The sequence below is a fragment of the Chryseobacterium sp. StRB126 genome, from assembly GCF_000829375.1.
GTDB lineage: Bacteria > Bacteroidota > Bacteroidia > Flavobacteriales > Weeksellaceae > Chryseobacterium.
In genome coordinates, this window is sequence record NZ_AP014624.1 from 3,856,416 (window position 1) to 3,882,930 (window position 26,515).

The 26,515-nt window shown below is 34.9% G+C and carries 24 protein-coding genes; 11 read left to right on the top strand and 13 right to left on the bottom strand.

Annotated features, from left to right (window positions below; genetic code table 11):
• Positions 1–67 precede the first annotated feature (67 nt).
• A complete protein-coding gene (locus tag CHSO_RS17430; RefSeq protein WP_045498723.1) occupies positions 68–1,126 on the top strand; it encodes a class I fructose-bisphosphate aldolase in 1,059 nt (352 codons plus the stop codon).
• 559 nt (positions 1,127–1,685) lie between these two features.
• Here the strand turns inward: CHSO_RS17430 and CHSO_RS17435 are convergent.
• The 5 genes from CHSO_RS17435 to CHSO_RS17455 form a co-directional block, all read right to left on the bottom strand.
• Positions 1,686–2,477, bottom strand: a complete 792-nt coding sequence (locus CHSO_RS17435) for an SDR family oxidoreductase (protein ID WP_045498726.1) — start codon at positions 2,475–2,477, stop codon at positions 1,686–1,688.
• Positions 2,478–2,684: 207 nt separating this feature from the next.
• Entirely contained in the window at positions 2,685–3,194 is a 510-nt protein-coding gene (locus tag CHSO_RS17440; protein WP_045498729.1) for a hypothetical protein, read from the bottom strand.
• A gap of 17 nt (positions 3,195–3,211) precedes the next feature.
• Positions 3,212–4,018: a helix-turn-helix domain-containing protein gene (locus CHSO_RS17445; protein WP_045498732.1), complete on the bottom strand. Its 807-nt coding sequence runs from the start codon at positions 4,016–4,018 to the stop codon at positions 3,212–3,214.
• Between the two features lie 15 nt (positions 4,019–4,033).
• Positions 4,034–4,435 carry a GlcG/HbpS family heme-binding protein gene (locus CHSO_RS17450; protein WP_045498735.1) on the bottom strand — a complete coding sequence of 134 codons (402 nt, stop codon included), beginning with the start codon at positions 4,433–4,435 and terminating at the stop codon, positions 4,034–4,036.
• Positions 4,436–4,990: 555 nt separating this feature from the next.
• On the bottom strand, positions 4,991–7,165 hold the full coding sequence (locus CHSO_RS17455; protein ID WP_144428957.1) for a fibrinogen-like YCDxxxxGGGW domain-containing protein: 2,175 nt from the start codon (positions 7,163–7,165) through the stop codon (positions 4,991–4,993).
• A gap of 413 nt (positions 7,166–7,578) precedes the next feature.
• Between CHSO_RS17455 and CHSO_RS17460 the strand changes: the two genes are divergently transcribed.
• The 3 genes from CHSO_RS17460 to CHSO_RS17470 all read left to right on the top strand — a co-directional run bounded on the left by CHSO_RS17460 (position 7,579) and on the right by CHSO_RS17470 (position 10,306).
• A complete protein-coding gene (locus tag CHSO_RS17460; protein ID WP_045498741.1) occupies positions 7,579–8,271 on the top strand; it encodes a DUF1003 domain-containing protein in 693 nt (230 codons plus the stop codon).
• Positions 8,272–8,524: 253 nt separating this feature from the next.
• Entirely contained in the window at positions 8,525–9,679 is a 1,155-nt protein-coding gene (locus tag CHSO_RS17465; RefSeq protein WP_045498744.1) for a helix-turn-helix domain-containing protein, read from the top strand.
• A gap of 90 nt (positions 9,680–9,769) precedes the next feature.
• Positions 9,770–10,306, top strand: coding sequence for a DUF3575 domain-containing protein (locus CHSO_RS17470; RefSeq protein WP_045498747.1), 537 nt, complete (start codon positions 9,770–9,772; stop codon positions 10,304–10,306).
• Positions 10,307–10,676: 370 nt separating this feature from the next.
• On the opposite strand, the gene CHSO_RS17475 is transcribed toward CHSO_RS17470, so the two are convergent.
• The 5 genes from CHSO_RS17475 to CHSO_RS17495 all read right to left on the bottom strand — a co-directional run bounded on the left by CHSO_RS17475 (position 10,677) and on the right by CHSO_RS17495 (position 13,883).
• Positions 10,677–11,831: a serine hydrolase domain-containing protein gene (locus tag CHSO_RS17475; RefSeq protein ID WP_052480640.1), complete on the bottom strand. Its 1,155-nt coding sequence runs from the start codon at positions 11,829–11,831 to the stop codon at positions 10,677–10,679.
• A gap of 90 nt (positions 11,832–11,921) precedes the next feature.
• Positions 11,922–12,383, bottom strand: coding sequence for a hypothetical protein (locus tag CHSO_RS17480; protein WP_045498750.1), 462 nt, complete (start codon positions 12,381–12,383; stop codon positions 11,922–11,924).
• 64 nt (positions 12,384–12,447) lie between these two features.
• The gene (locus tag CHSO_RS17485; RefSeq protein ID WP_045498752.1) at positions 12,448–12,939 is read right to left on the bottom strand and encodes a GNAT family N-acetyltransferase; all 492 of its coding nucleotides are present in this window, start codon (positions 12,937–12,939) and stop codon (positions 12,448–12,450) included.
• Between the two features lie 202 nt (positions 12,940–13,141).
• Positions 13,142–13,468 (bottom strand): hypothetical protein, encoded by a 327-nt coding sequence (locus tag CHSO_RS17490; RefSeq protein ID WP_045498762.1) that lies wholly within the window; start codon positions 13,466–13,468, stop codon positions 13,142–13,144.
• The gene (locus CHSO_RS17495) at positions 13,458–13,883 is read right to left on the bottom strand and encodes a transposase (RefSeq protein WP_045498765.1); all 426 of its coding nucleotides are present in this window, start codon (positions 13,881–13,883) and stop codon (positions 13,458–13,460) included. The genes CHSO_RS17490 and CHSO_RS17495 overlap by 11 nt, the downstream gene beginning before the upstream one ends.
• Positions 13,884–14,391: 508 nt before the next feature.
• Here CHSO_RS17495 and CHSO_RS17500 point away from each other — a divergent pair.
• From CHSO_RS17500 to CHSO_RS17515, 4 genes are all read left to right on the top strand, one after another.
• Positions 14,392–15,582: a hypothetical protein gene (locus CHSO_RS17500; protein ID WP_045498768.1), complete on the top strand. Its 1,191-nt coding sequence runs from the start codon at positions 14,392–14,394 to the stop codon at positions 15,580–15,582.
• A 780-nt stretch (positions 15,583–16,362) separates the two neighbouring features.
• Positions 16,363–17,559: a hypothetical protein gene (locus CHSO_RS17505; RefSeq protein WP_144428958.1), complete on the top strand. Its 1,197-nt coding sequence runs from the start codon at positions 16,363–16,365 to the stop codon at positions 17,557–17,559.
• A 292-nt stretch (positions 17,560–17,851) separates the two neighbouring features.
• Positions 17,852–18,835: a hypothetical protein gene (locus CHSO_RS26115; RefSeq protein WP_185114272.1), complete on the top strand. Its 984-nt coding sequence runs from the start codon at positions 17,852–17,854 to the stop codon at positions 18,833–18,835.
• 421 nt (positions 18,836–19,256) lie between these two features.
• Positions 19,257–20,723, top strand: coding sequence for a helix-turn-helix transcriptional regulator (locus tag CHSO_RS17515; RefSeq protein WP_045498774.1), 1,467 nt, complete (start codon positions 19,257–19,259; stop codon positions 20,721–20,723).
• 235 nt (positions 20,724–20,958) lie between these two features.
• Here CHSO_RS17515 and CHSO_RS17520 read toward each other — a convergent pair whose 3' ends face one another.
• The 3 genes from CHSO_RS17520 to CHSO_RS17530 all read right to left on the bottom strand — a co-directional run bounded on the left by CHSO_RS17520 (position 20,959) and on the right by CHSO_RS17530 (position 22,855).
• A complete protein-coding gene (locus tag CHSO_RS17520; RefSeq protein ID WP_045498777.1) occupies positions 20,959–21,453 on the bottom strand; it encodes a CinA family protein in 495 nt (164 codons plus the stop codon).
• 55 nt (positions 21,454–21,508) lie between these two features.
• Complete coding sequence (locus CHSO_RS17525; RefSeq protein WP_045498780.1) at positions 21,509–21,778, bottom strand: hypothetical protein; 270 nt, start codon at positions 21,776–21,778, stop codon at positions 21,509–21,511.
• A 516-nt stretch (positions 21,779–22,294) separates the two neighbouring features.
• A complete protein-coding gene (locus tag CHSO_RS17530) occupies positions 22,295–22,855 on the bottom strand; it encodes a helix-turn-helix domain-containing protein (protein WP_198408389.1) in 561 nt (186 codons plus the stop codon).
• 165 nt (positions 22,856–23,020) lie between these two features.
• Here CHSO_RS17530 and CHSO_RS26445 point away from each other — a divergent pair, with 165 nt between their 5' ends.
• Genes CHSO_RS26445 through CHSO_RS17540 form a run of 3 tightly spaced genes read left to right on the top strand, consistent with a single transcriptional unit; the run spans position 23,021 to position 26,495 of the window.
• Entirely contained in the window at positions 23,021–23,152 is a 132-nt protein-coding gene (locus CHSO_RS26445) for a hypothetical protein (protein WP_260543939.1), read from the top strand.
• Positions 23,153–24,181, top strand: coding sequence for a pesticidal protein Cry7Aa (locus CHSO_RS17535; RefSeq protein WP_045498785.1), 1,029 nt, complete (start codon positions 23,153–23,155; stop codon positions 24,179–24,181).
• A gap of 46 nt (positions 24,182–24,227) precedes the next feature.
• A complete protein-coding gene (locus CHSO_RS17540) occupies positions 24,228–26,495 on the top strand; it encodes a glycosyltransferase (RefSeq protein ID WP_084221020.1) in 2,268 nt (755 codons plus the stop codon).
• Positions 26,496–26,515: the final 20 nt, after the last annotated feature.

A 26,515-nucleotide genomic window follows, 5' to 3' on the forward strand; every position in this document is an offset into this window, starting at 1 on the left:
AATATCGAAAAAATCAGAATCAAGTAAGCGAGCATAATGTTTAACTTTACATAAAACAACACATCCCATGAACTACAAAGATATTTTATCAGACTTAGGGGCTGAAGCTGAAAATCTCCTGAATTTTAGTACCCCTAAAATTGTAAAAGAGCAGCTCCATATTCCATCTCCGGAATTTATCGATCAAATATTTCTCCAGAGTAACCGTAGTCCGCAGCTACTTAAAAACCTTGCAGCTCTCTATAACCACGGCCACTTAAAAAATACCGGTTATTTATCCATATTACCGGTAGACCAAGGAGTAGAACATACGGCTGGGGCTTCGTTTTCTACGAATCCCCTATATTTTGATCCTGAAAATATTATAAAACTTGCCATTGAAGGAGGTTGTAATGCCATTGCTACAACCTTTGGGAACCTGGCTATAATGTCCCGGAAATATGCTCATAAAATTCCCTTCATTGTAAAAATAAACCACAATGAACTACTCACCTATCCAACAAAATATGACCAAATTATGTTTGGGAGTATAAAAGATGCCTGGAATCTGGGAGCTAGTGCAGTAGGCGCTACCATTTACTTTGGTTCGGAAAATTCAAATAGACAAATTGTGGAAGTAGCTGAAGCGTTTGAAAGAGCACATGAGTTGGGAATGCCCTGTATTTTATGGTGCTATACCCGTAATAATAGTTTTAAAAAAGATGCTATTAATTATGAAGTTGCTGCCGACATTACAGGCCAGGCCAACTATTTAGGTGTTACCATACAAGCCGATATTATTAAGCAAAAACTACCTGAAAATAATGGTGGTTTTACAACAATCAATTTTGCGAAGAGTGATCCAAAAATGTATACTGAACTCTCTTCTATCCATCCGATCGATCTATGCCGTTATCAGGTTGCAAATTGTTTTATGGGCAGAATTGGACTTATTAACTCCGGAGGGGAATCAAAAGGTAAAAGTGATCTTACAGAATCAATCAGAACAGCCCTAATAAACAAACGAGCAGGAGGTACAGGGTTAATATTAGGCAGGAAAGCTTTTCAACGTCCTTTTAAAGAAGGTGTTGAACTTCTTAGAGCCATACAGGATATTTACCTTGATAAAACAATTACAATAGCATAGTATGTATCAGCTAGAAAAATACTTCTGTTATTGCAAAAATGGTTAAATAATCCAATTAGCTAATTTTATCGTTTAAAAACATCTTTTCGGATTATTTGGATTAAAGATCGTTTCCGTAGATCGTTTTGTCAATACGCTGAGAGAGTATTTATCTCCGCCTTCTCCTACAAATTCTCTGCTAAAATTCATCCTATTTTGGTTGTGAAACTTAACAAATATTATTTAACCTGAGTTCTGAATAAGACATTTTTGTTTTTAGTAAGGAAGGAAGCCTGGATCTGGGAGAGGAAAGTGAGTTGAGGTTAAAAAAACACTTACAACCCTGTAATGTATTATTTCTTTAAAGATTGCTTCATCAAATTTTACGGCAACGTCAGAAATTGTAGCTCCGATAGTAACTTCCAGCCTATTATCCTTAATTTTATTATCCTGAACTCGGGTTATTTACAATAAATACAGCTCAGAAATGCTTTAAGAAAAAATAAAATTAGTCCTTCCCATATAAAAAAAACGGGGCGATAATATATAATCACCCCGGCATCAATAAAGTTAACTTAGATTAGCTTTTTGCAGTCCAAGCTTCCGCTTGAAGCTGCTTCACGAAATCTTCAGTTTCTTTTGGATGAACATTTCTAAAATTGGAGTTGTCATCTAAAATTACTTCAACCATACGGTCAGCCATTGATTGAGGGTCTAATTGATTGGCTAAGGATTCTGCAGCACCATCAAATGCGGACAGTGGGGTAAAATTAGATTCAGGGTTATACCAACGGAAAATAGAATCAACACCACGGTCATTAAATCCTGTACCGAAAACTCCTGGGTTACACGTCGCAATTTTGATATTGAATTGTGCCAGCTCTGTCTTTAAACCTTCTGCTATTGCTCCCATAGCATGCTTAGATGAACAGTATGCTGCAACATATGGTACTGTCCATAGTTCACCCATTGAAGTTGTAAATACAATCTTTGCAGTTTTCTTCTGCTCTACCCATTTTTTGATAAAGCCTTGTGCAACCTGAAGACCTCCGAACACATTAACATCAAACATGTCTCGGATCAAATCAAGAGGTTGTTCTGCTATTGGTCCTCCTTGCATAATACCTGCATTACTTACCAAAATATCAATATCATATTTCTGATGAATATACGCCAGATCACGCGCATCAGTTACATCCAGTTTATCAACAATAAGATCAATTCCCTGCTCACCCGCCTCTCTTTTAAGGTTACTTACCTGTGGATAAACCTGCGCTGTTGCAATTACCTTATGTCCTTTTTTTGCTAGATCAAAAGCTACAAGTTTACCAAATCCACTGGCTGCCCCTGTAATTAAAATAGTTTTGCTCATTTCTGTATTGTTTAAATGTGATTAATTATCTATATGTAAAGGTCAAAATTTCAAATGACAACCAATATCGCCGGAAAGCTCATTTTTATATTACCGGATGGTCCACTTTGAATTTTGGAAAGAAGTAATTCCTATTTATGAAAGTATTAGGTCTACTTTAAAAATGTAAAATATCTAACATCTTCATCTACTGGTCAAATATTCAAATTACCGTTGTATAGTATACTCGAGGCTATTTAACAAATGGATGTTCCTGTTATGCAAGAAGGTATCGACAACCAACAGTCCCATAAATAAGACCGCAAATCCGAGGCTGATTCCTTTAGAATATTCCTTTAGAAAAAACAAAGATGCCATGGCACAGATTGCCCCCAGAGAAACCCATGTTAATCGCAATATTTTATAAATATTGTTGTCTTTCTGAGCTTTCTTGTATTCTACCTTAAGTACCTGTGCCGGATGCTCATTGATCTGCTCCTGCAATTTTTGAGCACCAGTACCTCTTGCTGCTAGAAGATAGGTACCATAACATAAGTTGACTGCAAGAAGAAAAGAGATCGGAATAGCCATCCCCTGTCCAAGGCCCATCTCGCCACTTTTGAAAAGCAGCACTACAATGGGGATAAGCAGTACAGCTGCCACAATCATCCATTTACCCTGTTCAATTTCGCCTCTTGTCCATAATTGGAAATACTGAATCAGTTCTATTTTTTCCATCAAGGTAATGGGTTTATTTAAGCAATTTCAGAAGTTGTAGTTCCATATTTCAGCTTGAACGAAGAATAGAAGTGAGATAGATTTTCAAATCCCAGATCAAGGTAAAAATGGGTTGGTTTCTGCTTCTTATATTTAATGAGATGGTATGCTTCCTCTAAACGCTTATCTTTGATCCATTGTTTTGGCGGACAATTGAATACTTTTGCAAAGTCACGCTTAAAGACAGAAATACTCCTTCCTGTTAGCTTGGCAAAAGTTTCCAGAGGAACATTGAACATATAATTATTGGTCATAAATTCTTCCAGATCAATTGCATAGGGCTTTGAAAAATCAAACAGAATATATTTAAAATCTGGATTACTGTCAAAAAGCAACTCGATGGCTTCCCTGATCTTTAAATCGGCCAATTTGGGTGTAGCCTGCTTTGTTTTATTGATATACGGAGCCAATGACATAAAGTAACTATGTAAAAATTCATTGGGTTCAAAAAATAATTTCTGTTTCCCATTATAACGCTCCTTAATCGCAATCTTATTTTCTAAGGCATACTGCTGTAAAGTTTCTTTATCCAATGTAATCGCAATAAATTTATAGTTCCCAGATTTTGAAGGGTATTTAATGGTACGGATCAACTGGTTTTTCCTAACCAGCACCACAGTATTTTCCTTGATCGTTATTGAGCCCTGTTCATGGAATGCCTGCGTCTCACCGGCCAGCTGAAACCCCAAAAAATGGTCAGGATAGAATTCCTCTGTCCCGCGCTGTGTTTCATAAATGCATGAATACACCAACTTGTCAAAAATCATTTCTCGTGAAGATTCCATAATAAACTTTTTTAGTTACACGATTGCAGAAGCTCCGGAACTTGCAACTTCTTTATCCTGATCAGTCGTTCCGCCTGAGCATCCTATGGCACCGATAACAACGCCATCCTTATTTTTAATTACAACACCCCCTGCAATTGTCAAAAGCCCATCATTGGAATTAATCATCCCATATGAGTGAAGTTCTGCTCCTGCAATAATGGTCCCCATAATATCACTGCCCACACCAAACATTACAGCTGTCCTTGCTTTTTTTATCGCAAAATCAATAACTCCATACACACTGTCCAGTCTCGCAAAAGCGACCAAATGACCTCCTGTGTCCACAACTGCAATACTTACAGGTAAATTTAAGCTTTTTGCTTTTTCGATTGCTGCATTTAAAATCAAATTTGATTGTTCGTAATTGATATTCATTTTTATTTATATTTTATTTTTCTGAATTATTCTTTATTATTAAGCTTATACAACAGCATATTTTTCCAAATATATCTTCTCAAGTAAACTACTTCTGCCTGATTCATTATGCTGTGCTTTTCCGTTTTCTAATGCTTCAGCCGAAACCCTTTGCATATTTGAAATTGCCGGGAATTATTTATTTTAAGAAGCCCTAATTTCCACTTCAATTCTTTTTTGTCCTAATGACAAAGTAAAATTACAACACTTAAAAAGGAGATTATATTCGCATTTGGTTCAATTTTATATTTCCAGAAAGTCCATTTTTTCAAATACATAACCGGATTAATAAAAAATTCTTTATTAAACATAATTGCCCTATGGACCAACCAGTCATTTTATTTTCAATAAGATTCTATCAAAAAGTTTTTTATGAGAAGACCTTTTTGGTTGTATCAACTATTATAAAATTAAGTTAACCGTTCTTTTTGAACGGTTAACTTAATTTTAAAAAAAATGACAAACACTATTATATAAGCCCTTTCGGGTACTTCTAAACATTTATTGATCAATCAATTATTTTGCCCAATATTGAAGGATTCTTCCTTCATAATTGCTATCGGGTCTTTGATTAAATCTATGGGGCCTCCAGTTGGCCCACCCGGCAGCACATGCGCTGGCTCCTCCATAATCATCCGTACTGTTTGAACATGTACCAATGTGGTGATTAAGCTGTGCTTCAACGCTCATCCAGATTCCAAATGTATCATTAAGATCGTACTTATTGAAAGTTATCTGGCTTCCATTAATTGAAGTGTAGGTTAAATTATTAGCAGGCGTATTGGCTCCTGCGTAACCCACGCCGCCCCATATTCCGGTATAATCTCCGGAAAGACTGTATAAACCGGGTATGAGATAGGTAAAGTTCTGATTGTTGATTTGATAAAATGTATCACCGCTTGTAGGCTTTCCAAAATTAAAACCAAAAAGTTTCCCAGTGGATGTATTCCCCCTTGTACCGTAATTTCCTGTTGCCGGATTTCCATCTGTAATTTCAACATTTAGATAATTATTAGGAACCCATACATCATTTATAGGAGCTACGGTTGTATTTTCCACCTGAACTGCAGTGGCACCTGCTACTGTATTGTGCCCTTTCTCTTTAATGCTAAACCTGTATTGCTTAGTTGTACTTGTACTTCCAATATTATTGACAACTGCGGAAGGTAATGAAAAAGCATATTCATTGAAGACGCCTGTCTGAGTTGTCACCAGATTTCTTGAGGGTTGATTCCCTATGGGCTGATTATAGCTTTGCTCAACCACCAGAATCTGCCTTTCTGAAAGTGACCTTATCAATGTCCAGCCGCCGTTGCTCATATCGCAATAGGTTTTATATTTGTTTCCTGAAGCATCTTTTATCCAATAATATCCATCTGTAGAAGATGAAGCAGAAGATAAAATATCGGTACATCGGTTGGCAGGGTTAGCAAAGGTTCCTATTGAAGTTTTTGCCGTAATTGCTACCGAACAGGAAGAACTGCCTCCAGGCGAAGTAAAGGAATAAACGTTGGTTCCAGGATTGCTGGGTACACCTTGACCAAATAATCTAATGCTTGTTGTGGATGATGTAATGTTGATGGAGCCTGATGAAAATTTAATTCCGTTAATCATAGCAGTTTCCACTACAGCAGTTCCTGGTGTGGAAACAGAGGTAACCGGTACATCAATATAATTTGTTCCATCTAAGGCGATTGATGTAGAATATGTTCCGTTTACTGTTGCAGCACTACAATTAAGATTAAAATTCGTTGATGATCCGCCCACATTCACTGTCGGGAGCACGCAATCCGGATTAACCGCTATTCCATTGAAATTTAACGACACAGTAGTACTCTGAGGGCCATTCACAGGAATTCCCTGTCCATCCAGAACTACAGTTTGAGTTCCGGTTTGAGAAAACACGCCTGATTTATTGAAAGAAAATCCATTGGAAGTGTTTGCAATAATCTGATAAGTCCCAATCTCTGTTACGTTAACAACTATGGTATAAGTATTATTACTGTTAAGTGCGGCCCCTGCTGTGAATGTTCCAGAAGGACCAGTAGGAGGAGCACAGCTGACAATATTAAATGAAGCCGGTTCATAGGTTCCACATAAACTCTGCCATCTGGAAGTGCTGGTGATGTAATAATTAAAACAGTTGGTTGTAGTATTATATATCAATAAACCATTGGCAGGAGAAACAATGGCAGAGCGTTCATTCTTCGACATTCGGGGAACCAGTAGACCTCTGTTTGAAGCAGTGATATCCAGTTGTGCACTGGGATCAATAGTGGAACTACCTATGCCAATCTGGCCCGTTTGATAGATGTTTTCTGTGCTCAAAGTAGCTCCATATCCGGTACCCTTTGATATCCAAGGCTCTTTACTTCCTGTGGGAATCCATAAATGACTGGGCGAATCATAGTAATAATAACCAGATCCGTTGATTTGTGCTGTTTTCCCAGAACTTCCGGTACCTTCGGTAATAAATACCATTGTACCATTTTGATTATTCCCATAGTCACTGTCTTTTGTAGCTAATTCTGTGACCGTAAAACTGGGAATCAATAGCCCTTCAGCGGTATTGCCTTTGTTTGTCTTTTTGACATCAAGGGTCGCCTGAGGATTAGCGGTATTTATCCCAACTTGGCCATAAAGCATTGTCACTCCTAGAATGAGCGCCATACAAAATGTCTTTTTTTTCATATTTGAGGTTTAATTAAAATTGTCTCTTGTTGTGTTTTTACCTTTTTACGTCTAAGCACCTTATTATTTCTACTGAAGGAGTTAATAAGGCAATTCTTTATTTATAAATCAATCAGCAAATTTAGAATTGCTGTATTATCTTTATATTATTAAAAAGACCGAATTAATATTTCTATTTGGCCCTTAATCTACAGGAAACTTTCAATTTCCCTTGTCTCATCAAATCCCAAGAACTTTTCATGCTTTTTATGAACAACTATGTTCTGAAAACCGAAAATAATCCGGAACCTTTGTAAAAGTGTGATATGTACAACATAAAAAAAGCAATTTGCAATTACATAAATTTTAAAATACTCAACTTTGTATTATATCTATGAAATTATCTAAATCCACCTTATTGAAAAAGATGCAAAATGAAAATAAGCCATATCAGTCATGAGACGATACCGGAAGGAGAACAAATAAAGGGGGAAGATATAAGAGAAGGGATATTTTCCTTTATAAGGCATAATTTCCCTGATATGAGTAAAACTGACTACATATCCGTCACAGAACTCAACCTTTACAGAAGGCTGTATCTTACCTCTTTAATTATTGAGGAAAAAGGAGAACTTGAAAGTATAGATCTTGATGTGATAAATGCTATCAAAAATAATTCGATCCTCTCAGAAAATATACAGGAAGAAATGGAAGCAAAGATTAGTTTTTCTCAAAAACTAGCAGATAATGTCGCGTCTTTTGGGGGAAGCTGGGCATTTATACTGATTTTCTTTTCATTCATATTAGTTTGGATTGCGGTAAACATCTGGTTTTTAAAATTTGAGTCATTTGATCCATACCCATTTATACTGCTCAATCTAATTCTTTCCTGTTTGGCTGCTATTCAGGCTCCTATTATAATGATGAGCCAAAACCGGCTAGAACAAAAAGACCGAATAAGAGCTGAACATGACTATAAGATTAATTTAAAAGCCGAACTGGAAATAAAACTGTTAAGTGAAAAAATAGACCATCTCCTTGTAAGTCAGAACAAAAAACTATTGGAAATACAAGAAATACAGACAGATTATCTTGAGGATCTGACAAATACTCTTAAAACGAAGTAAGCCATTTCTGTTTATTTTTGAAAATAGGCTCAGATTATAAATTTAAGCCCCACCTTTTTAACTTACACACTTAATGGGACAGTATCGAAAAAGTAGTTGATAACCTGTATGATGACCTTAATGTAAAATAAAAAATAAACAGTCATCAGGATTGATATCAATTTGTTTTATCAATTGATATGAAAGAAGTATATTTAAACAATAATTCTCAGGATATACCAAGGCAAATTGTTACAACAACTTTTATAAAAAATTGATCTATACAACACTTTTAAATATTGCAATTTTCCAGGGAATAGTCTTAGGCGTAGTTATTTTAAAATCTTCCCTATTCAATAGTCAATCAAATAAGTATTTAGCCTACTTATTATTTGCACTTTCCATGGTTTTACTGAATTATGTTTTTGAAATTGAAGGTACATTTAAGTCCTATCCCTTGCTACGTTTTCTGGATTATATTGAGTGGATATTTTTACTACCCGTCTTCATCTTCCTTTTTATAATAAACCGAATTGATGATACTGTAAAGAACAGACAAAGAGCTTATTTGTATTACATTCCGTTTGTCTATTCCTCTACTTTTGTTATTATATACCATCTTAATGATATTTTAGGGATTTATAAAATCACAGATTCAGCCATTTTTATCATCAATATACTTATGCTGATTCAGCTTTTATTTGCCTTTATCATCATCCTGTTTCCACCGTTTTACTCTTATTTTATGATAAGGCACTTAAAAGACCCACAAGAGAAAAAATGGGTAATTACCTTATTAACTACTCTCTATTTACTATTATCTACCTGGCTAATTACGTATATGACCGGCTTCTTTTTTGGGATAGACATTTCCTCTACCATGAGTGGGCTGGCTTTATCGGCAACATTTATCATGCACTGGACAGCTTATATAGGCATTTACAAATATAAGCTTGCCAAAAACAAAGATGCTGTCTACCATTTTCTAAACAACGATTTGGTTATTATACATCCCGATCTGCAAGCTGCAGAAAACAGTATAACGCAAGAAAATAACACTGCCGAAGAATCCAGAGAATCTATAACGGCTGACAATCTTTATTTTCAAAAACTGGAACTTCTTTGCAAAGACGAGCACATTTATACAGACAGTACATTAAACAGGGAAAAAGTAGCTGAAAAACTAGGCATAAGTGCAGGATATGTTTCACAAATTGTCAATACGATCACAGGAGACAATTTTGCTCATTATATCAATCAATATCGGGTGGAGGCAGTCAAGGAAATGATATCAGATCCGGAATATGACAACTATAATCTACTGACAATGGGATTAGAAGCTGGGTTTACTTCAAAAACAACTTTTTTTAAAGCCTTTAAAAAAGTGACGGGTCAGACTCCCAATGAATATAAAAACACTGTTAAATAAGTACCATTTTCTCCATTTTTAAGCTTTTGAAACCTGTTCTAATTTGAATTATTTGAGTTTTGCCCTTAAATAATTTAAATTAACTTTTTTATGAAAAAGAACTTTTTACTGCTCATCATTTTGTTTGCTTTTTATTCTGTTAATGCTCAAAGTGAAACGGGTGATCCTTATCAGAAAAACAATGAAATTAAACTGAATTTATTTGCGCCGTTATCCGGTTCTGTAGAAGTAGCTTTTGAACGACATCTCAACAAACGTTCATCACTGGGGATCTCTACATTTATTGTTTATGATCAGACAAAAAATGAGGATATGAATTACAACGTCTCCCCCTATTACAGATATTATTTTGGAAAAAAATATGCTTCCGGTTTTTTTGTCGAAGGATTTGGAATGTTCACTTCCATTGATGGAAAAAAAATATACGCACCAGACAACGTGACATTCACTGAGAATAAAGATGTTTATGATCTTGCATTGGGTGCTGGTCTTGGCTGGAAGTTGATTACAAAAAAAGGATTTGTTGTTGAAGCCAACGTAGGCTACGGAAAACTTTTGTTCAATGCAAACAAAACAGATCATGATGTGGTCGCAAAATACGGATTGAGTATTGGCTACCGGTTTTAATATCGAATATATTAAAAAAATAAAGCCTAGTAAGGATTTTCGTCTTCTACAAAGAAGCAAAAGTCTAGGATCAATACCATAAAAGAACCTTAAGGGCAAAACAAAGAGCTCTGTAGTCCTTCTTTAATCGGACTCAAACGAACCAAATTATCTATAAACGTATTGAAAATCATCCTATCTATCACTTAAAGAGACAGCCAACCAATAGTTGTCTCTTTTTACAATCATAATATCATGGATGATAATTTTTTATGAATTGGGGTATTTCTAAACACTAAACACGTATTGGGAGTTCTTTTCATTACTATATCCCAGCAACTCTATTTAACTTTCTAAATACTTTTTAGATGATGTAGTGCATCAGCTACTTTTAATCTACCTTGATGCTTTTTACCCAACTCTGGTAAATAGGATACCAGACGCGGTCTCCATTAGAACCATTACAGAGTATAACAATACCGCTTTTTGTGGGCATATGCATAAACACACCTGCACTCCAACCCTCATTTTCTCCGGTATGCCCAATGGTTTCAAACCCTTCATAATTCATAAACCGATAGCCTAGACCACTTTTTCCCTGCTCAGAAAATGGTAAAACAGGTTTCTCCATTAATTGTAGGGTTGTTGATTTCAAAACTTTATTCAACGGTTTTGAATCAGGGGTTATTGATAGCTCAACAAAATGGGCCAAATCCAAAATTGTAGTTTGTAAGCCGGCTGCAGCCTGTTCTGTAAATATCCTGTTCTTTATGGGTTTCCCTGAAGTGTCATAAGCCGTTGCAGAGTTTGCCATCATTTCTTCTGTCCATTCATAATGGGTATTATTCAATCCTAGAGGCTCAAAAACATTCTTTTTCATGTAGTCTGCAAACTTTTCTTTCGTTCGTTCTTCGAGCAGTAATTGTGCAAGAGTGTAACCTCCACCTGAATATTCCCATTTTGTTCCGGGCTCACTGATCAAACGTACACTTTCTCCATTTCTTTTTGTCTTTCCTGAAAGCGACTCTTCTAAACTTAACAATGGAGCTCCTTGCTCCGATCCTCCATATCCATGTACCGAAAGCCCTGCTGTATGACTGAGAATACGTCTCAACGTAACTTTTGAGATATCATATTGAGATACCGGCAGCTTCCAGCGTACCAAGAACGGAGCAACTGGTTCATCCAATGTTACAAGCCTTTTTTCAGTCAACTGCATCAATCCCCATGCAGATACCATTTTCGATACTGATCCCACATTAAAAATAGTTTCCGTAGTAATTGGTTTTTTACTTTCCACATTAGCCAATCCAATACATTGAGTCCAGGCCACTTTTCCATTTTGAATAACTGCTATAGCTACCCCCGGAACATGATTATTTTTGGTAGCTTCTAAAGCTACACGATGGATTTCCAAATAAAGCGAATCAGATTTATCAGCTGCCTTTCCAGTACCAGTCTCAACCCCCTGTTTTGTGGCTGAGCAGGAAAAAAGAAATAAGGAAAAAGAAAAAACAACGAGCCATTGTATACTGTTTTTGATCATTTTTTATGTATTTATAATACCTGCAGCTTCAAAAGACTACAAGCAGTAATGAATGTAAAGTAAGTTTCTGTTATTTTTCTAAAACAATTTCTAAGTAAATTGGTTACGAACTTCCCAGTATCCTTTTGTATATAATTCCGGATTGATTCTGGTTTCCATTAGTGATAAGATTCTTGTGAATTGAGGTTCGAGATAGTAACTTTTGTTCAAATTCAGCTTTCCGCCGGAATAATAAATGGTAACTGTTGGTGTTTTATATTTTCCAAGTCTTACCATATCAACCTTTGTAATATCACTCCAGGAAATAGAATACCTCTTAAAACCACCTACAAAACGGATATCACTATTCGAAATAATAAGTTTTTGACGGGTGTATAGAAACATGGAAACAGCAATGAAGAAAATCACAGGAGCTAAAAAAGGCAGCCATCCCCCATTTTTTATCATGAGAATGTTAATTCCTAATGCAAATACTAAAAGACTTACTATCCGATAGGTTATTTTCTGCCATTGTGGTGCTGCAAACACTTCTTCAGTGATTAATTCTCCCATACTGTAAATATTTGTCTTCTTCAAACGTCTACTATAAGCTACAAACAAAATAGTTAGAATAAAATCACCTTAGTTCATATTCAATTTCGTCATCATCCGTCTCTTTCACTTTTACAAAATTAAGCCGTTCGAGAAGTTTAATGGCAGCTCCGTTTTGTTGGCTTGTTGCAGCCCAGATTCGCTCTAATTTCATTTGATTTAGTCCAAAATCAATGGCCAATAACATTCCCTCTGTCATATATCCCTGTCCATAATATTTTGATAATAAAACACAGCCTAATTCGCCTTCTCCTTTATCCAACCCACGGTAATAGCCACAAGTTCCAACAATTTTGTGGGTTGCATTATCTACAATTCCCCAATGAATAGAATTTCCATCCCTATAATCCTGATTGATTTTTGCCTGCATTTCAGCTGCCTGCTGAACAGTTTTCGCCGGAATAGCATCGTAAAATGAAATCTCGACAAGATCATCCAGATCCGTATCCAGAATTTGTCTTAATGATACTCTGCTACCCTTTACATTTGGGAAATTGTGGTGTTCAAATAGGTTCATGGTTTGTTAAATTATAGTTTTCTGAAAAATAAACTTTATCATAATATAATCTTTCCAGTCAACTATATCTGATCTCTGATTTGATAAAGGTAATGATATAATCAAATATACCAGCTACATTGTAAGAGTGATTTTGCAGGCGGATCTGAAATCCATTTAAATTTCTATATTAAATAGGGTAATTATAATGCGGAATAAACAACTACTTATTTTCTTTTTTCCATTTAGCAATGGTACATCTGCTGAGCTTAAACCGGATTGCAATATGACTGTCGCTCAACGTATTTTCTTTCTGATACTTAAGGATATAATGAATGGTGTTTTTATCATATACTTTGTGACTTTGATTAAATTTCACGACCTCTTTAGTCTCCTGTCCAAATATTAATTCATTCAGTTTCAGTACATCCAGCGTTGAAAGTATTTCTTTTTTCAATAATCGACTGCAGATCTCTTTTTTGTCAGGATATTTACAATCAATAATATCAGTGAAAATCCGTTGATAATCAGGTTGCTTTTTATTTTTCATGGGAATTATATTTTGCCATCCATTTATGAAGAGTAGATCTGGGAATTTTGTAATCATCAAGTACCTGTTGGATAGTCTTTTTACCGGTTTTTAAAAGTTCAAGGATAAATTCAATAATCTCTTTGGTGTAAATATTTTTTCGGAAAACCGGTAGTACGGTTGATTTTTGTATTGCATAATTACCTGATGGAGGCGAATATAGTATAAGATGTTGTGAATAGATTCGGAAAAAGTCGTATTCCAATAATTTACTCCATCTGAGTATGACTCCGGAATTCAAAAACTTCTCTTCATACATCTGTTCAATTTCAATTTCACTTGTATTCATAAAGTTACAGATCCGTTCTACCGGAATGCCTAATTCATTAACCCGCTGTTTAATCAGCTCTCCAATGTGTATATTCTCAAAATTCATATGACGTATAGTAAGTTTAGTATTGTAAAGAATATGATGTATAAGAATTCTTCCATTTCATCTGCTGCCAATCTTATAGCAATAAGAGATTATAGATTGAGCAAATAAAAAGATATTTATTAAAAAAAAAGAAAAGTTCAGTACTGCATATATACCGCATACTATAAAAAAACAAACTATTCTCATCACATTTATGTTGAAAATTTTAAAACTTAACGGTATTATTTTCTAACAAAAATTGAATATGATCTGAATAATTATTTACTTTATTTTTCCAATACATTTCTTTTTATAGATAAATAATCAATCTCATCATCTATAATTCAAATCAAAAATTCAAATATTTGAAATTCAACTAAATACAAGTAAAGAAGTAGAAAAAGAGTAGCGCTAAATTTGCCTTTTAGAGTCAATTTGTATTGTTTTGCTTCGTATTTCAGCATATAATATTTCCTATTTACATCGCTGGAATATTCAACAATAAGTAAAACAAAAAAATTATTAAGTGATGACAATTAAAATTATTTCTTCCTTTTTATTCAGTGTATTTTTTTTAAGCCTTTTTTATAGTCAGGTAGGTATTGGTAACGCCAATCCAAGAGGAGCTCTTGATATCAATCTGGACTCCGGAAATAATACGATGGGGTTGGTTCTTCCTTCCAATACTTCCGCTCAAAATATAATCAATCCTTTGGGTGGAACAGTAGCAACGGGTACTCTTATGTATGATCTATCGGAAGACTGCGTAAAAGTTCACAGATCTACCGGATGGTCCGGCTGTTTGTCGGAACAACCACAACAGGCTGCATTAAGTATAGACTGCAGCGGTTCTCTTAGCGGAACTTTTACTGCTTCAGCTTTTTCTACCGGTTCCAAGATCATCAACTATACGGATGGTAATGGAGCTCAATATCCGGCAATAAGTATTCCTTCCACCGGAATCACAGGGCTTACAGCTTCGGCTCCTGCAGGTACTCTGAGTGATGGTTCAGGAAGTATAACCCTAAGTATCAAAGGAGTTCCCAATGGAACCGGATTTGCAAATTTTAATATTCAGATTGGAGGAAAATCCTGTAGCTTTGTTGTAAATATAACCCAAACAGCCAACTGGAATGCCATCTGTACGAACCTTGAATATGGGTTTAATATTAGTACTAATCCGGATAAGCCTACAACAATTTCATTACCCTCAGGCAAGACTGTAAATGTATATGCTATTGTAACGCAAGGCAGCTTATCTTCCGTAAGTGATCCCTATGCTGCTTTTGCTCTTTCCGCTACACAAGGTACCATCCAGATGAACAGAAACTATTACAGAATCGGAACCTACGGTGATCTTGGAACCGGGGCTTACAGTAAAGTAGTTTTGGTCTTCAGTAAACCCATCAATTTCGTAGGGATTAAATCTACGTGGTATGCCTATGTATCTGATACCCTTAGAGATTCGCAGCTTGTTTCTACCAATACCGGAGGAACTTTAAAAATGGTAGGCCTTCAGGGTAGCCCTTCTAATTTAGCAGAAGTAACGTCAGGATCAAAGCTTGTATCCAGAGCCCAGCTCTATGGAACTGATGCAAGCGGAGCGGCATACATTCTCTCTGCACAAAACTATTTTACTGAGCTTACCCTTACTACCGAAACCAATTATAATGATATTCTGTCTGCCTTAACATTCTGTAACGCTGATGTTATGGATTAATCCTAAACAATATTCTTTTATAAAAGCTGAACCTTGTACTCCATTGTTCAGCTTTTTATTTTTTATACAAATCATCTGTTTTCTAAAATGATATTTTACCAGTTTTCAGGAGATGAGCACTAAAACTAAGCCGGATTGAGAGTACCTATTCAGGTCAAAATTATTAAGAATAAGACTTAAAACATTTGAATTACAAAGGAATACAGATACTTGATTTCACTTAACAAACATCATTCAGACCTATTTACCAATGCTCTAATTAACAAATTTGATCCGGAATTCATTGGATCTTTTCCATACTGCATCAAATAATTTTACTGACCTTGTCCGTCAATTAGCAACTTCAAAATGTATTTCTATAAAGTCTTTATAGCTTGTTATTTATGATATCATTCTGTTTTTTGATATTCCGGTTTTACGAAAATAATTTAATTCTGAAAACACCATTTTTGAAATACTGCAAAGTAGCTGATTTCATTTTTACCAGGTCATGATGAAGCTTATTTAAACATTTCCATTTCATGGTATTATTTTTAGAAAAGCGAATAATTAACCCAGCAACAAATAAAAAAAAACAAAACAAACTGATTAACAGTTAATTACATATAATGGAGTACTTTTAGAGTACTGTTTTTTTTGAATTTTCATACTATCATCCGATACATTTGCTCACAGATTATTCAAGTATAAAAAGTCTTTACATCTATAAAAATCAGATTTCTTACCCCAGACTTTATACGACAAAGTGAAACATAATTTTAACTTAAAAATATGAAACAAATGGAAAAAAGATTAACAAGAAGAATGCTGTCTCCAGTTTTTCTACTAACTGCCGGAACTTTGTTATTTGTTCAATCCTGTTCAAGAGAACTCGATTCTGAATCTCCTGAGTTGGGACCTTCAAACAACATCATCAATTCATTATCAGACAAAGAATTTCAAGGTCTTAAAGGCAGATCTTTAGAACAGCTAGGGATAAATAGCATTGATGATTTGGAAAAGAACGGATGGAAAAAGATTGACACTAAGCTAATCACAAAGATAAGCCGCAATAAGGTCAATTACGCAAGAGAAACCCCTACTGACGGACTGGAAGTCAATACTAAACGGCTTATCACCAATCAGAATTTACTTGAGTTGGGAATTACTGATGATATACTTTCTTCACCTAATTTGAAGTACACCTATAACGGTCAGGATTATTTCCCTGTTGGAATTTCAATAAATAGTCAGGGATATGGAGAAGAAATATCTCCTAACGCCACCGAAAGAAAATGGTATTCTTACTTAAATGCCGGTGTTCCTTTAGTAGAAGAGGAAACCGATATCAGCCAGCCTTCTCCTTTGATTCTGAACAGTTCTGTTTTTAATAACCTTTCAACAGCAAGCAATACCTTTAATGTAAGTCTGAATTATGATGTGAGCACCACTACAAAATTTAATGTAACAGCCAGTACCGGAGTTACATTTGGTGATAAAGTAATTGTTACAGAACAGGAAGAAAATTCTACCACAACTACCACAAAATCTCCCGTTGTAGATGTAGCAGTGGGTAAAACAACTACTGTACTCGGTTCCAATGAAACTCATGTAAATGTAACTTTTGGTGCTTCTGCAGGCTTTGAAAAGGCTAAAACCATTAATATCGGCACACAGTCATCCTATGCAGGAACTGTTCCTGGAATGTCAAGAGTAAAGGTATTAGCTATACAGAGAAAGAAAGTAAAAAAATATAAGTATACGATTCCTGTGACCTTTGGTGGGTTTATAGGGGTTAAATATCCTGTTCCTGCTTCCAGATATGTTCCGCCTCAAACAGCAGGACCAGATCAGGAAATCGTTGCAAGACCAATAAGCCTTCTGGATATCTTAACAAGAAATAATTATCGTCAGATAGGCTATATCGAAACCGTTGAAGAAATTGAATGTGAATTTTACCAATTTGCTCCCGAACCTATTGCTAACATGCCACTGTAATATTTGAATACAATATTCTGGCTATGCCCATTATATTCATCTCTGCAAAAAAAATTCTCTAAACATTTATTCCAACAGCAGATTTTAATATCCAATATTGGAATTTTATAGTATTAATTTTCATGTTTTAGTATATTTTATAATTAGTAGTAGGCTTAAACTTGCTGTATTCAGCAACATCATAATTTGAAATATTTCTTTTGAAATTTAACATTCATCAGCAAGTTGAGCTACTGCTAATTTTTTTGAAAGCAGAAACACAAATAACACAGCAGGTTAAAAATTATTTATTATGAAAAACAGATTACTATTTGTCTGTATGCTTACCTCAACTCTTTCATTTGCGCAAATAGGCATTAATACCTCAAATCCACAGGGTTCTTTCCATGTAGACGGAGCAAAAGACAACCCTCCGATTGGAGAACCGTCCGTAGCTCAACAAGCAAACGACTTCGTTATTACAGCCAACGGAAACACCGGTATAGGGACTACTACTCCTGAATCCTCTGCTATTTTGGATGTGCATTCATCTGACAAAGGGATTTTAGGACCAAGAATAAGCTTACATTCCCTCACTATGCAACTTGGAAGCAGCCCTAATGCTACCGGATTATTAATTTACAATACGGGAGCTACCCTTACCCCCGGTTATTACTTCTGGAATGGTACAGAATGGAAATGTCTTACGACTTCTTCTAATAGCGGTAATACTTCTCATTCGGAAAGTACGTCCGTATTAGGACCTCTCACGGCTACAATGGATAATGGAAGAATGGGATATGCTTTGTCTGTTACTACTCCTGATGGTAAGTTTTCTGTAAGAACCTTTATTCCCTCTAGAGGATCTTTTGCAGATGTCAACTTACAGATAAGAAACAACAGCAGCTCAACGGTTGAGATTATTTCTAATGAACATTATTTGTGGGCAGGCGCAGGTGGTTATATGCAAAATCAATTACGTTTACCGCCAGGTGCATGGGCTGGAGACAACTCCACTTCAAGTGCAGGGCTGGTAGATGCTACAACAGGAGACCTGATACAGACTCCAAGTAACAACCCTCATTGGGGAGATGCCGGTACGTATGCCGGCGGAATGCCGGAGCAACGCCTCTATTCCTGGATGACCAGCGATGGAAATGATAAAACATTTTATAAATTATATTATATGATGGGCTCTACTTCCCCTACCGGCGTGGGTGATGCCACTACTTGTCTAGAGGGCACATGCAGTACAACAAAGGCTTTTATGTCTATTGATCAGATTACAACCTTATAGATTCTAAACACACAAATACTTGAAATCAGAATCCCCGTACATAATCTGTCGGGGATTTTTATTTTAAACACCCAATAATTAATTATATTTTCATCCATAATTTATTTATATTAATGAAAAGATAATATTTGTACCTTTACTATGCTTAATAGTAATAAAAACATTTGACTTGAAAAAAAATAAAGAAAACTGCCTTAAAGTTCCACAAGAATCTGAACATTTAAATATAGATGACCAATCTTACTCAAAATAAGACTCCCCCTATTTTGAATGTATCTTTCTTACTCCCTCTATAAGAAAGGCCAAGATTCTTCCTAGTTGAAATATATTTTTCAAGCCATTTTTGTACATACAGCATACATTACAATGAAATTCATTATGGTGTATATCAGTATGTTTATAAACAGTTCACAAATAAAGTATGATGAAATTTATTGTAAAGCTTTTTTTTGTTTGCTTTTTTTTGCTTGTAATTCTGCAGTTCAATCGTAAGACTGACAGTATACAACTTGTAGAATTTGAAACGGCAGCCAACAAACTAGTTGTTAAAAATCCCAGAAAGCTTATTCTTCTATGTGACAGCACCATTCAGGTTTATAAAAAATCTGATAATAAAAAAGGTATTATGACTTGTATGCTGAAAAAACTAACGGCATATAATGAACTCAACGATTACAAATCTTTTGCTGATTATTCTGTTGAAACCGAGAAGTATGCTAAAAACAATAATGACAAATTAGGAATTCTGAATCTCTTATATATCAAGGCTGCAATGTGTAAAAAATTAAGACTTTATGCTCAGGGATACAGGTATCTTGATGAAGCAATTGCTCTTTCAAAGGAGATTCCGGAAAATGACCAGCTTTTAAGCATCAAAATGTCTCTGTTTAGCATGAAATCCTTTTTTATGGGTGATGAAGATAAACCAGTGAATGAAATATTAAATTTAAGACTCGCTGTTATCAAAGAATTTGAAAAAATTAAAGATAAAAGTATTATTACACATCCGGGCACCTGCTATAGCAATGCAGCTCAATCTTACATCTATAAAAAAGACTATGATTCCGCTGCTTATTATTTTTCGAAATCAGAAAAAATTTCTTTAGAAAAGAATGATTACAGATCATTGTGGTATGCCTACATGGGGTTTATTGATCTTCATAATTTAGATGGTGAGTACAAAAAATCTCTTCCTTTTTGTGATAAACTGAAAGAATTGCTCACTGATGCTAAAATCACATCCAATAACAAAAATCTGGCAGACTATCATAAGCGATGTGCAGCAGCCTACAAAGGATTAAAAGATTTTGATCAGTTTGTTTTTCATAACGACCAATACAACACCTACAAAAAAAGAGTATTGAATAAAAATGAAAAGTTGCTTGTAAGCTCTCTTAAGTATAATGAAAATAAGATCATTGAAAAAGACAAGGGTTGGACAAGGAATTTGAGAATCTATTATCTGATTCTGCTTTGTCTGGCTGTTTTAGCTCTTGCTGTCATTTTATTTTTCAAACTTAAATTAAAAAAAGAAAGCGATACCAAGAATTTAAAAGAAAAAAAGATTGAAGAATTGGAGGAACAGTTAAATGATGCTTTTGCTGAGGTTATTGAACTGGCCAAATCTAATGACTCTAATTTCCTGACGAGATTCATTGAAGTGTATCCTTCTTTCTATCAGAAATTAATTAAAAATCACCCTGATTTAACCGCTGGTGAAATCAGGCTATGTGCTTTCATCTATTTAAATTTCACCACCAAGGAAATAGCCTATTATGAACATCTTTCTCTCCGAAGTGTTGAAAATAAAAAATACAGATTAAGGAAAAAAACAGGACTAGAAGGCCAGACAGATTTACACAAGTGGTTAATGGAACTGGAAGATTAAAAATATATTCTTTTGAACTGAAAATAAGATATATTAAATTAACCTGGGTTTGGAGTAAGGGAAACTAAAGAGAGGCTGGAAGAAGGGAGCTGGAAATTACTTTTGGCTATAATAACTCCATTCGCCACTATCATTAAACTCCCTTTAAAAAGAGAAAAAGCCATTGTTGATGTTTTTCATAACTTCCTTCTTCCATCTCCTGGCTTCAAACCCATAATTTTATCCGGAACTGAGATTAAATCAATATCTGATTGAGTGCACTTTTATAACACCCTAAAATAAATTCGGTATAATATAACTGTGCATCTAATGCCTGAGTCTTATCATGAAGTTCTATGCGTTTGGAAAGCACAATCTCTCCTTTATAACTGAATGAACAGAATGAATACACTTTAAATCCTGAATTTCTTACCGATGCCGCATATCCCGTAGAAGCAATTCCCCAATCTGTTCCAAATGATTCGGCGACCTTTACAGCCATTGTATCTGCCATTTTTTGGGTTTCAAAACCATTTTCCTGAACTTCAATTCTATTGATATCTAAAAAATTAACTTTTTCAGGTATTGTAAACGTTGTGATCCCTCCTTTGTAAAACAGTTTTGCATTAGGCATCTGGGAAAAGGCCAACTGTATTAATCCTGAGGTTACACTTTCTGCTATAGAAACCGTTTCATTCATTGTAATGAGTGAGTTACTGATATAATCAAGTAAACTTTGCTGAAATTTCATGGCATCAAATATTTAATGTTGATCTAAAAACTTTTTACGCTGCTGAAATCAATGCTCAGATAACGTCATAATCATTCATTGTTGTGGCAAAATAATGCTCAATCATTTCCTTGGCATTCTTGCACATTAATAAAAGATCTTCTCGGTTCATATCTTCAAAAATAAAATCATCATGAACCTCGATAATGAATTCAGTCACTTTTTCGGTGTTCATCAGATCGTAAGCCATTAAATCATTTAAATTATCTAATCTACATTCTTCCTTAAAAAAAGGAGGCTTCCTGGAAATAGAATTCTTAAACTGAAAAAGATGTATTGTTTTCATGATTCCGATATTGGGTTAATTATAATAACAGCCTCTCTGGTAAGTAAAAAACGATGTTTAAACATACTCTTTTTTGTGGGTTCAGGTGATTGAATTTACTCTACATCCACCTATTACATCACATCAACATGGATAAAAAGGACAGAAACCATAGAGATTCCTATCCTTAATTAATTAAAACCCTCTGAAAACAGATCTACTATTTTATCGGGACTTTAATATACTCATTATCAAAGTTGAGAATCCTTAAGCCTATTAATTTTTTATCATGGTGTATATTGGCTTTTTCCAGTCTTTCTTTACTACTACAATATTTTAAAATACCGGATACCCGTAATTTGTATAATGAATACTTTCAACGGCTTGCTATATTTTCCTGTATAAAAATTGTACTACCTTATGGCAACATAAACTTTAATGGATTTGATAAATTCCTGATTATTATACTACAAAGATGGCTGTTTCAATATATACTAAACTATATATATCCGGAATAATCTTACATATATCACACATTTATAAGTCTTCCAGATTTCCAAGACGTCTTTGTTTCAACTGCTTATAAAATGAAGGGGAAAGCCCTGTGATTTTTTTAAACTGGTTAGAGAGATGGGCCACACTGCTATAATTGAGTTTATAAGATATTTCTGTAAGATTGAGTTCATCATACAACAATAATTCTTTTACTTTTTCTACTTTATTAATAATGATAAAATGCTGGAGCGTCATTCCTTTCACTTCTGAAAAGGTGTTTGCCAGATAGGTATAATCATATCCTAATTTTTCACTTACATAATCTGAGAAATTTTCTTTTGGAAGTTCATCTGAAAAATGAATCATTTCTATGACTACATTTTTTATTTTTTCTATCAGGATACTTTTTTTATCATCTAATATCTCAAGTCCTGTTTTCAGTAAGTTTTCTTTCAGAATTTGTCTTAGTTCGACACTGATATCATCCAATAATTCTACCGTTCCCAAATCTACAATAGCATTTTTAATGCCCAGCCTTTCCAGTTCCTGATGGACAACCATTTTGCAGCGCAAACTTACCATGTATTTTATATACAACTTCATCTCCCTTACTGTTTATATCTGCCAATTATTTCATTAACAGTTATTTACCCAAAGTTAATCTATTAAATCGGAAATATCTATGATTTATACAACAAATTGAAAGACAATTGCAAAGCTTTCCTTTTTTAATGATTGAAATTTACAGTTAACAAAAAATATTTCATCATGTCAAAAGAAAAAGACGGAAAAAAGAAATCAGATAAAACCCCACCCGCAAAATCTGCAAAAGAGAAACGGGAAGATAAAATGAATAAACGGAGAGACAGGGAAAACGAAGCCCAAAATACCAGCAACTAAATGGTATCCCTGAAAAAAAATGGAATTATACTCAGAAAAACGACATTAGACTTTGAGAGTGAAGGTGTTTTAAATCCTGCAGTCATTCAGGATAACGGAAAAATACATTTATTTTACAGAGCCCTTGCAAAGAATAATTTCTCCAGTATCGGATACTGTATATTATCAGATTATAAGACTATAGAAACCCGGTTGAGCAATCCGGTTATCATCCCCGAGTTTGAATACGAAAAGCATGGGGTTGAAGATCCAAGAATCGTAAAAATCGATCATTTATTTTACCTTACCTATACAAGTTATGACGGGATCAATGCATTGGGAACCCTTGCAGTATCTAAGGACCTTACATCATGGCAAAAACAGGGCATTATTGTTCCCAAAATTCCATATAAAAAATTTAGACTTTTATCAGAATCCCAAGGTGAAATAGGAGAAAAGTACAGACGTTTCAACAAACTCTCTCCTACTCATACAAAGGATAAAGATATCTTCCTTTGGGATAAAAATGTAATATTTTTCCCAAGAAGAATTAACGGTAAGCTTTATTTTCTTCATCGCATAAGACCCGATATCCAAATTGCAGGTATAGAAAACATTGAAGACCTGAATCCTGATTTCTGGGAAGATTATTTCCTTCACTTTAAAGAGCATATTGTATTATCTCCCCAATATGAGCATGAAGTAAGCTATATCGGCGGTGGATGTCCCCCTATAGAAACCGAACATGGATGGCTTTTGATATACCATGGAGTACATGATACCATTGAAGGGTATGTTTACAGCGCATGTGCTGCCTTACTGGATCTTGATAATCCTGAAAAAGAAATTTCAAGACTTCCTTACCCTCTCTTCAAACCCGAAGAAGAATGGGAACAGAAGGGAGAAGTAAACAATGTCTGCTTCCCTACAGGGACCATCGTAGAAGAAAGCACACTCCATATTTATTACGGAGCTGCAGATAAAAGAATAGCTGTTGCTTCTTTAAGCATTCCTGAATTATTGAAGGAATTACTGCAGTACACATCATAATTGACTATTCTATAAAGAATATCAGACCTTAAAAACAGATATCATCATGAATAAAAATATAAACTCAGACGTGGAGGAAAAGACAAAAAGACAATCTGTCCAACATAAAAAAAACACAATTAATTATACACCTGAAATTATCTTTATAAGTACTTTTCCTCCTAAGGTGTGCGGTATTGCAACATATTGTCAGGATTTGATAAAATCTCTTCAGCTAAAGTTCAAAGAATCCTTTACCATCATCATCTGCCCAATGGAAACTGAAGATGAGAGCTATCGATACGAAGAAAATCCTCAATATCGACTCAATACATCCGATGCTATTTCTTATTTGGAACTGGCTGATAAAATCAACAAAAATGACAAAATTCAACTTGTTATGCTTCAGCATGAGTTTGGATTTTTCACTGAAGCTAAAAACGGATTGATGCTTTTTCTTCAAAAGCTAGAGAAAGATATCATTATTACTTTTCACACCGTTCTGCCGAAACCGGATCGGGAATTAAAAGAAAAGGTAAAAGAAATCAGCAGTTTTGTAAAATCTATTATTGTGATGACCGGTATTTCGGCAGATATCCTGACCAATGATTATGATATTCCATCTCATAAAATTAAAATGATCCCCCACGGCACTCATTTACTGCCATTTATCGATAAAACTTCACTGAAATCGAAATACGGATTTAAAGATAAAAAAGTTCTTTCAACATTTGGTTTACTGGGTTCAGGGAAAAATATTGAAACCACCTTAGAAGCTCTGCCTGAAATTATTTCCCAAAACCCGGATGTAATGTTTCTGATTATTGGAAAAACGCATCCCGGTATCATTAAGTATGAAGGGGAAAAATATCGTGATTTTTTGCAGGATACTGTTAAGAGACTCCATTTGGAAAAACACACTTACTTTATCAACCAATACCTGCCTTTGGATGAGTTGTTAGATTATCTTCAGCTTACCAATATCTATCTTTTCACTTCAAAAGACAGAAACCAGGCAGTAAGTGGAACCTTTTCCTATGCCATCAGTTGTGGCTGCCCTATTGTGTCCACCCCTATTCCCCATGCTCTGGAAGTATTAAATGAAGACCTGGGAATTATTATTGATTTTGAAGCTCCAAAACAGCTTGCTGCTGCCGTGAATACATTACTAAAAAATGAAACCGCACAAGAAAAATTACGATCAAATAGTTTGGAAAAAATGGCTCCCACAGCCTGGGAAAATTCTTCAATTTCGCACGCCTTATTATTTCAACAATACAGCAAAGATAAAATGACATTACATTATACATTCCCCATCATCAACCTAAGCCATATCAAAAATATGACAACGGATTTTGGGATGATCCAGTTTTCTAAAATCAACAAACCTGATATCAATTCAGGGTATACTTTGGATGATAATGCCCGTGCGATGATTGTGGCCTGCAGGCATTATGAACTGAGCAAAGATGAATCTGACCTTGATTTAATCTCCACTTATCTGAAGCTTATTAAGTTCTGCCAACAGCCAGATGGAAGTTTCCTCAATTATATAAACCAAGATAAGGAATTTGTCCAGCAGAATTTTGAGACCAATCTCGAAGATTCCAATGGAAGGGCTATCTGGGCACTGGGATATCTTCTTTCAATAAAAACAATCTTACCTCCACAGTTTTCTAATGAAGCGGAGTCCATTATTGAAAATAGTCTTTCATCTATTGAGAATATTCATTCTACCCGAGCAATGGCTTTCATCATTAAGGGATTGCATTATCAAAACTCTGAAAACAACATACCATTATTGAAAAAGCTCGCCAATCGGCTGGTAAAAATGTATCAGCATGAAAAACATAGAGACTGGCATTGGTTTGAAAGCTATCTGACCTATGGAAACAGTGTACTCCCTGAAGCTTTATTGTGTGCATGGATTACAACCAAAGACGAAATGTATAAACAGATTGCCAATGAATCATTCAAGTTTTTACTTTCTAAAATATTTATTAAAGGAGGCATCAAAGTAATCTCCAACAAAGGGTGGCTGCAGAAAGAAACAATGAAAAGTCCAGAATCAATTGGTGGTGAACAACCTATTGATGTTGCTTACACCATACTGGCCTTGTCTACATTCTACAAGGTTTTTAAGGATGAAAAATATTTGCAGATGATGACGAATGCTTTTAGTTGGTTTTTAGGGAAAAATCATTTACATCAGATCATTTATAACCCTGCAACAGGTGGATGTTATGACGGACTTGAAGAGAAAAATGTTAATCTCAACCAGGGAGCCGAATCAACGGTAAGCTACCTCATGGCAAGGCTCTGTTTTCCAAAATAACAACCCTTAATTACCGTTAT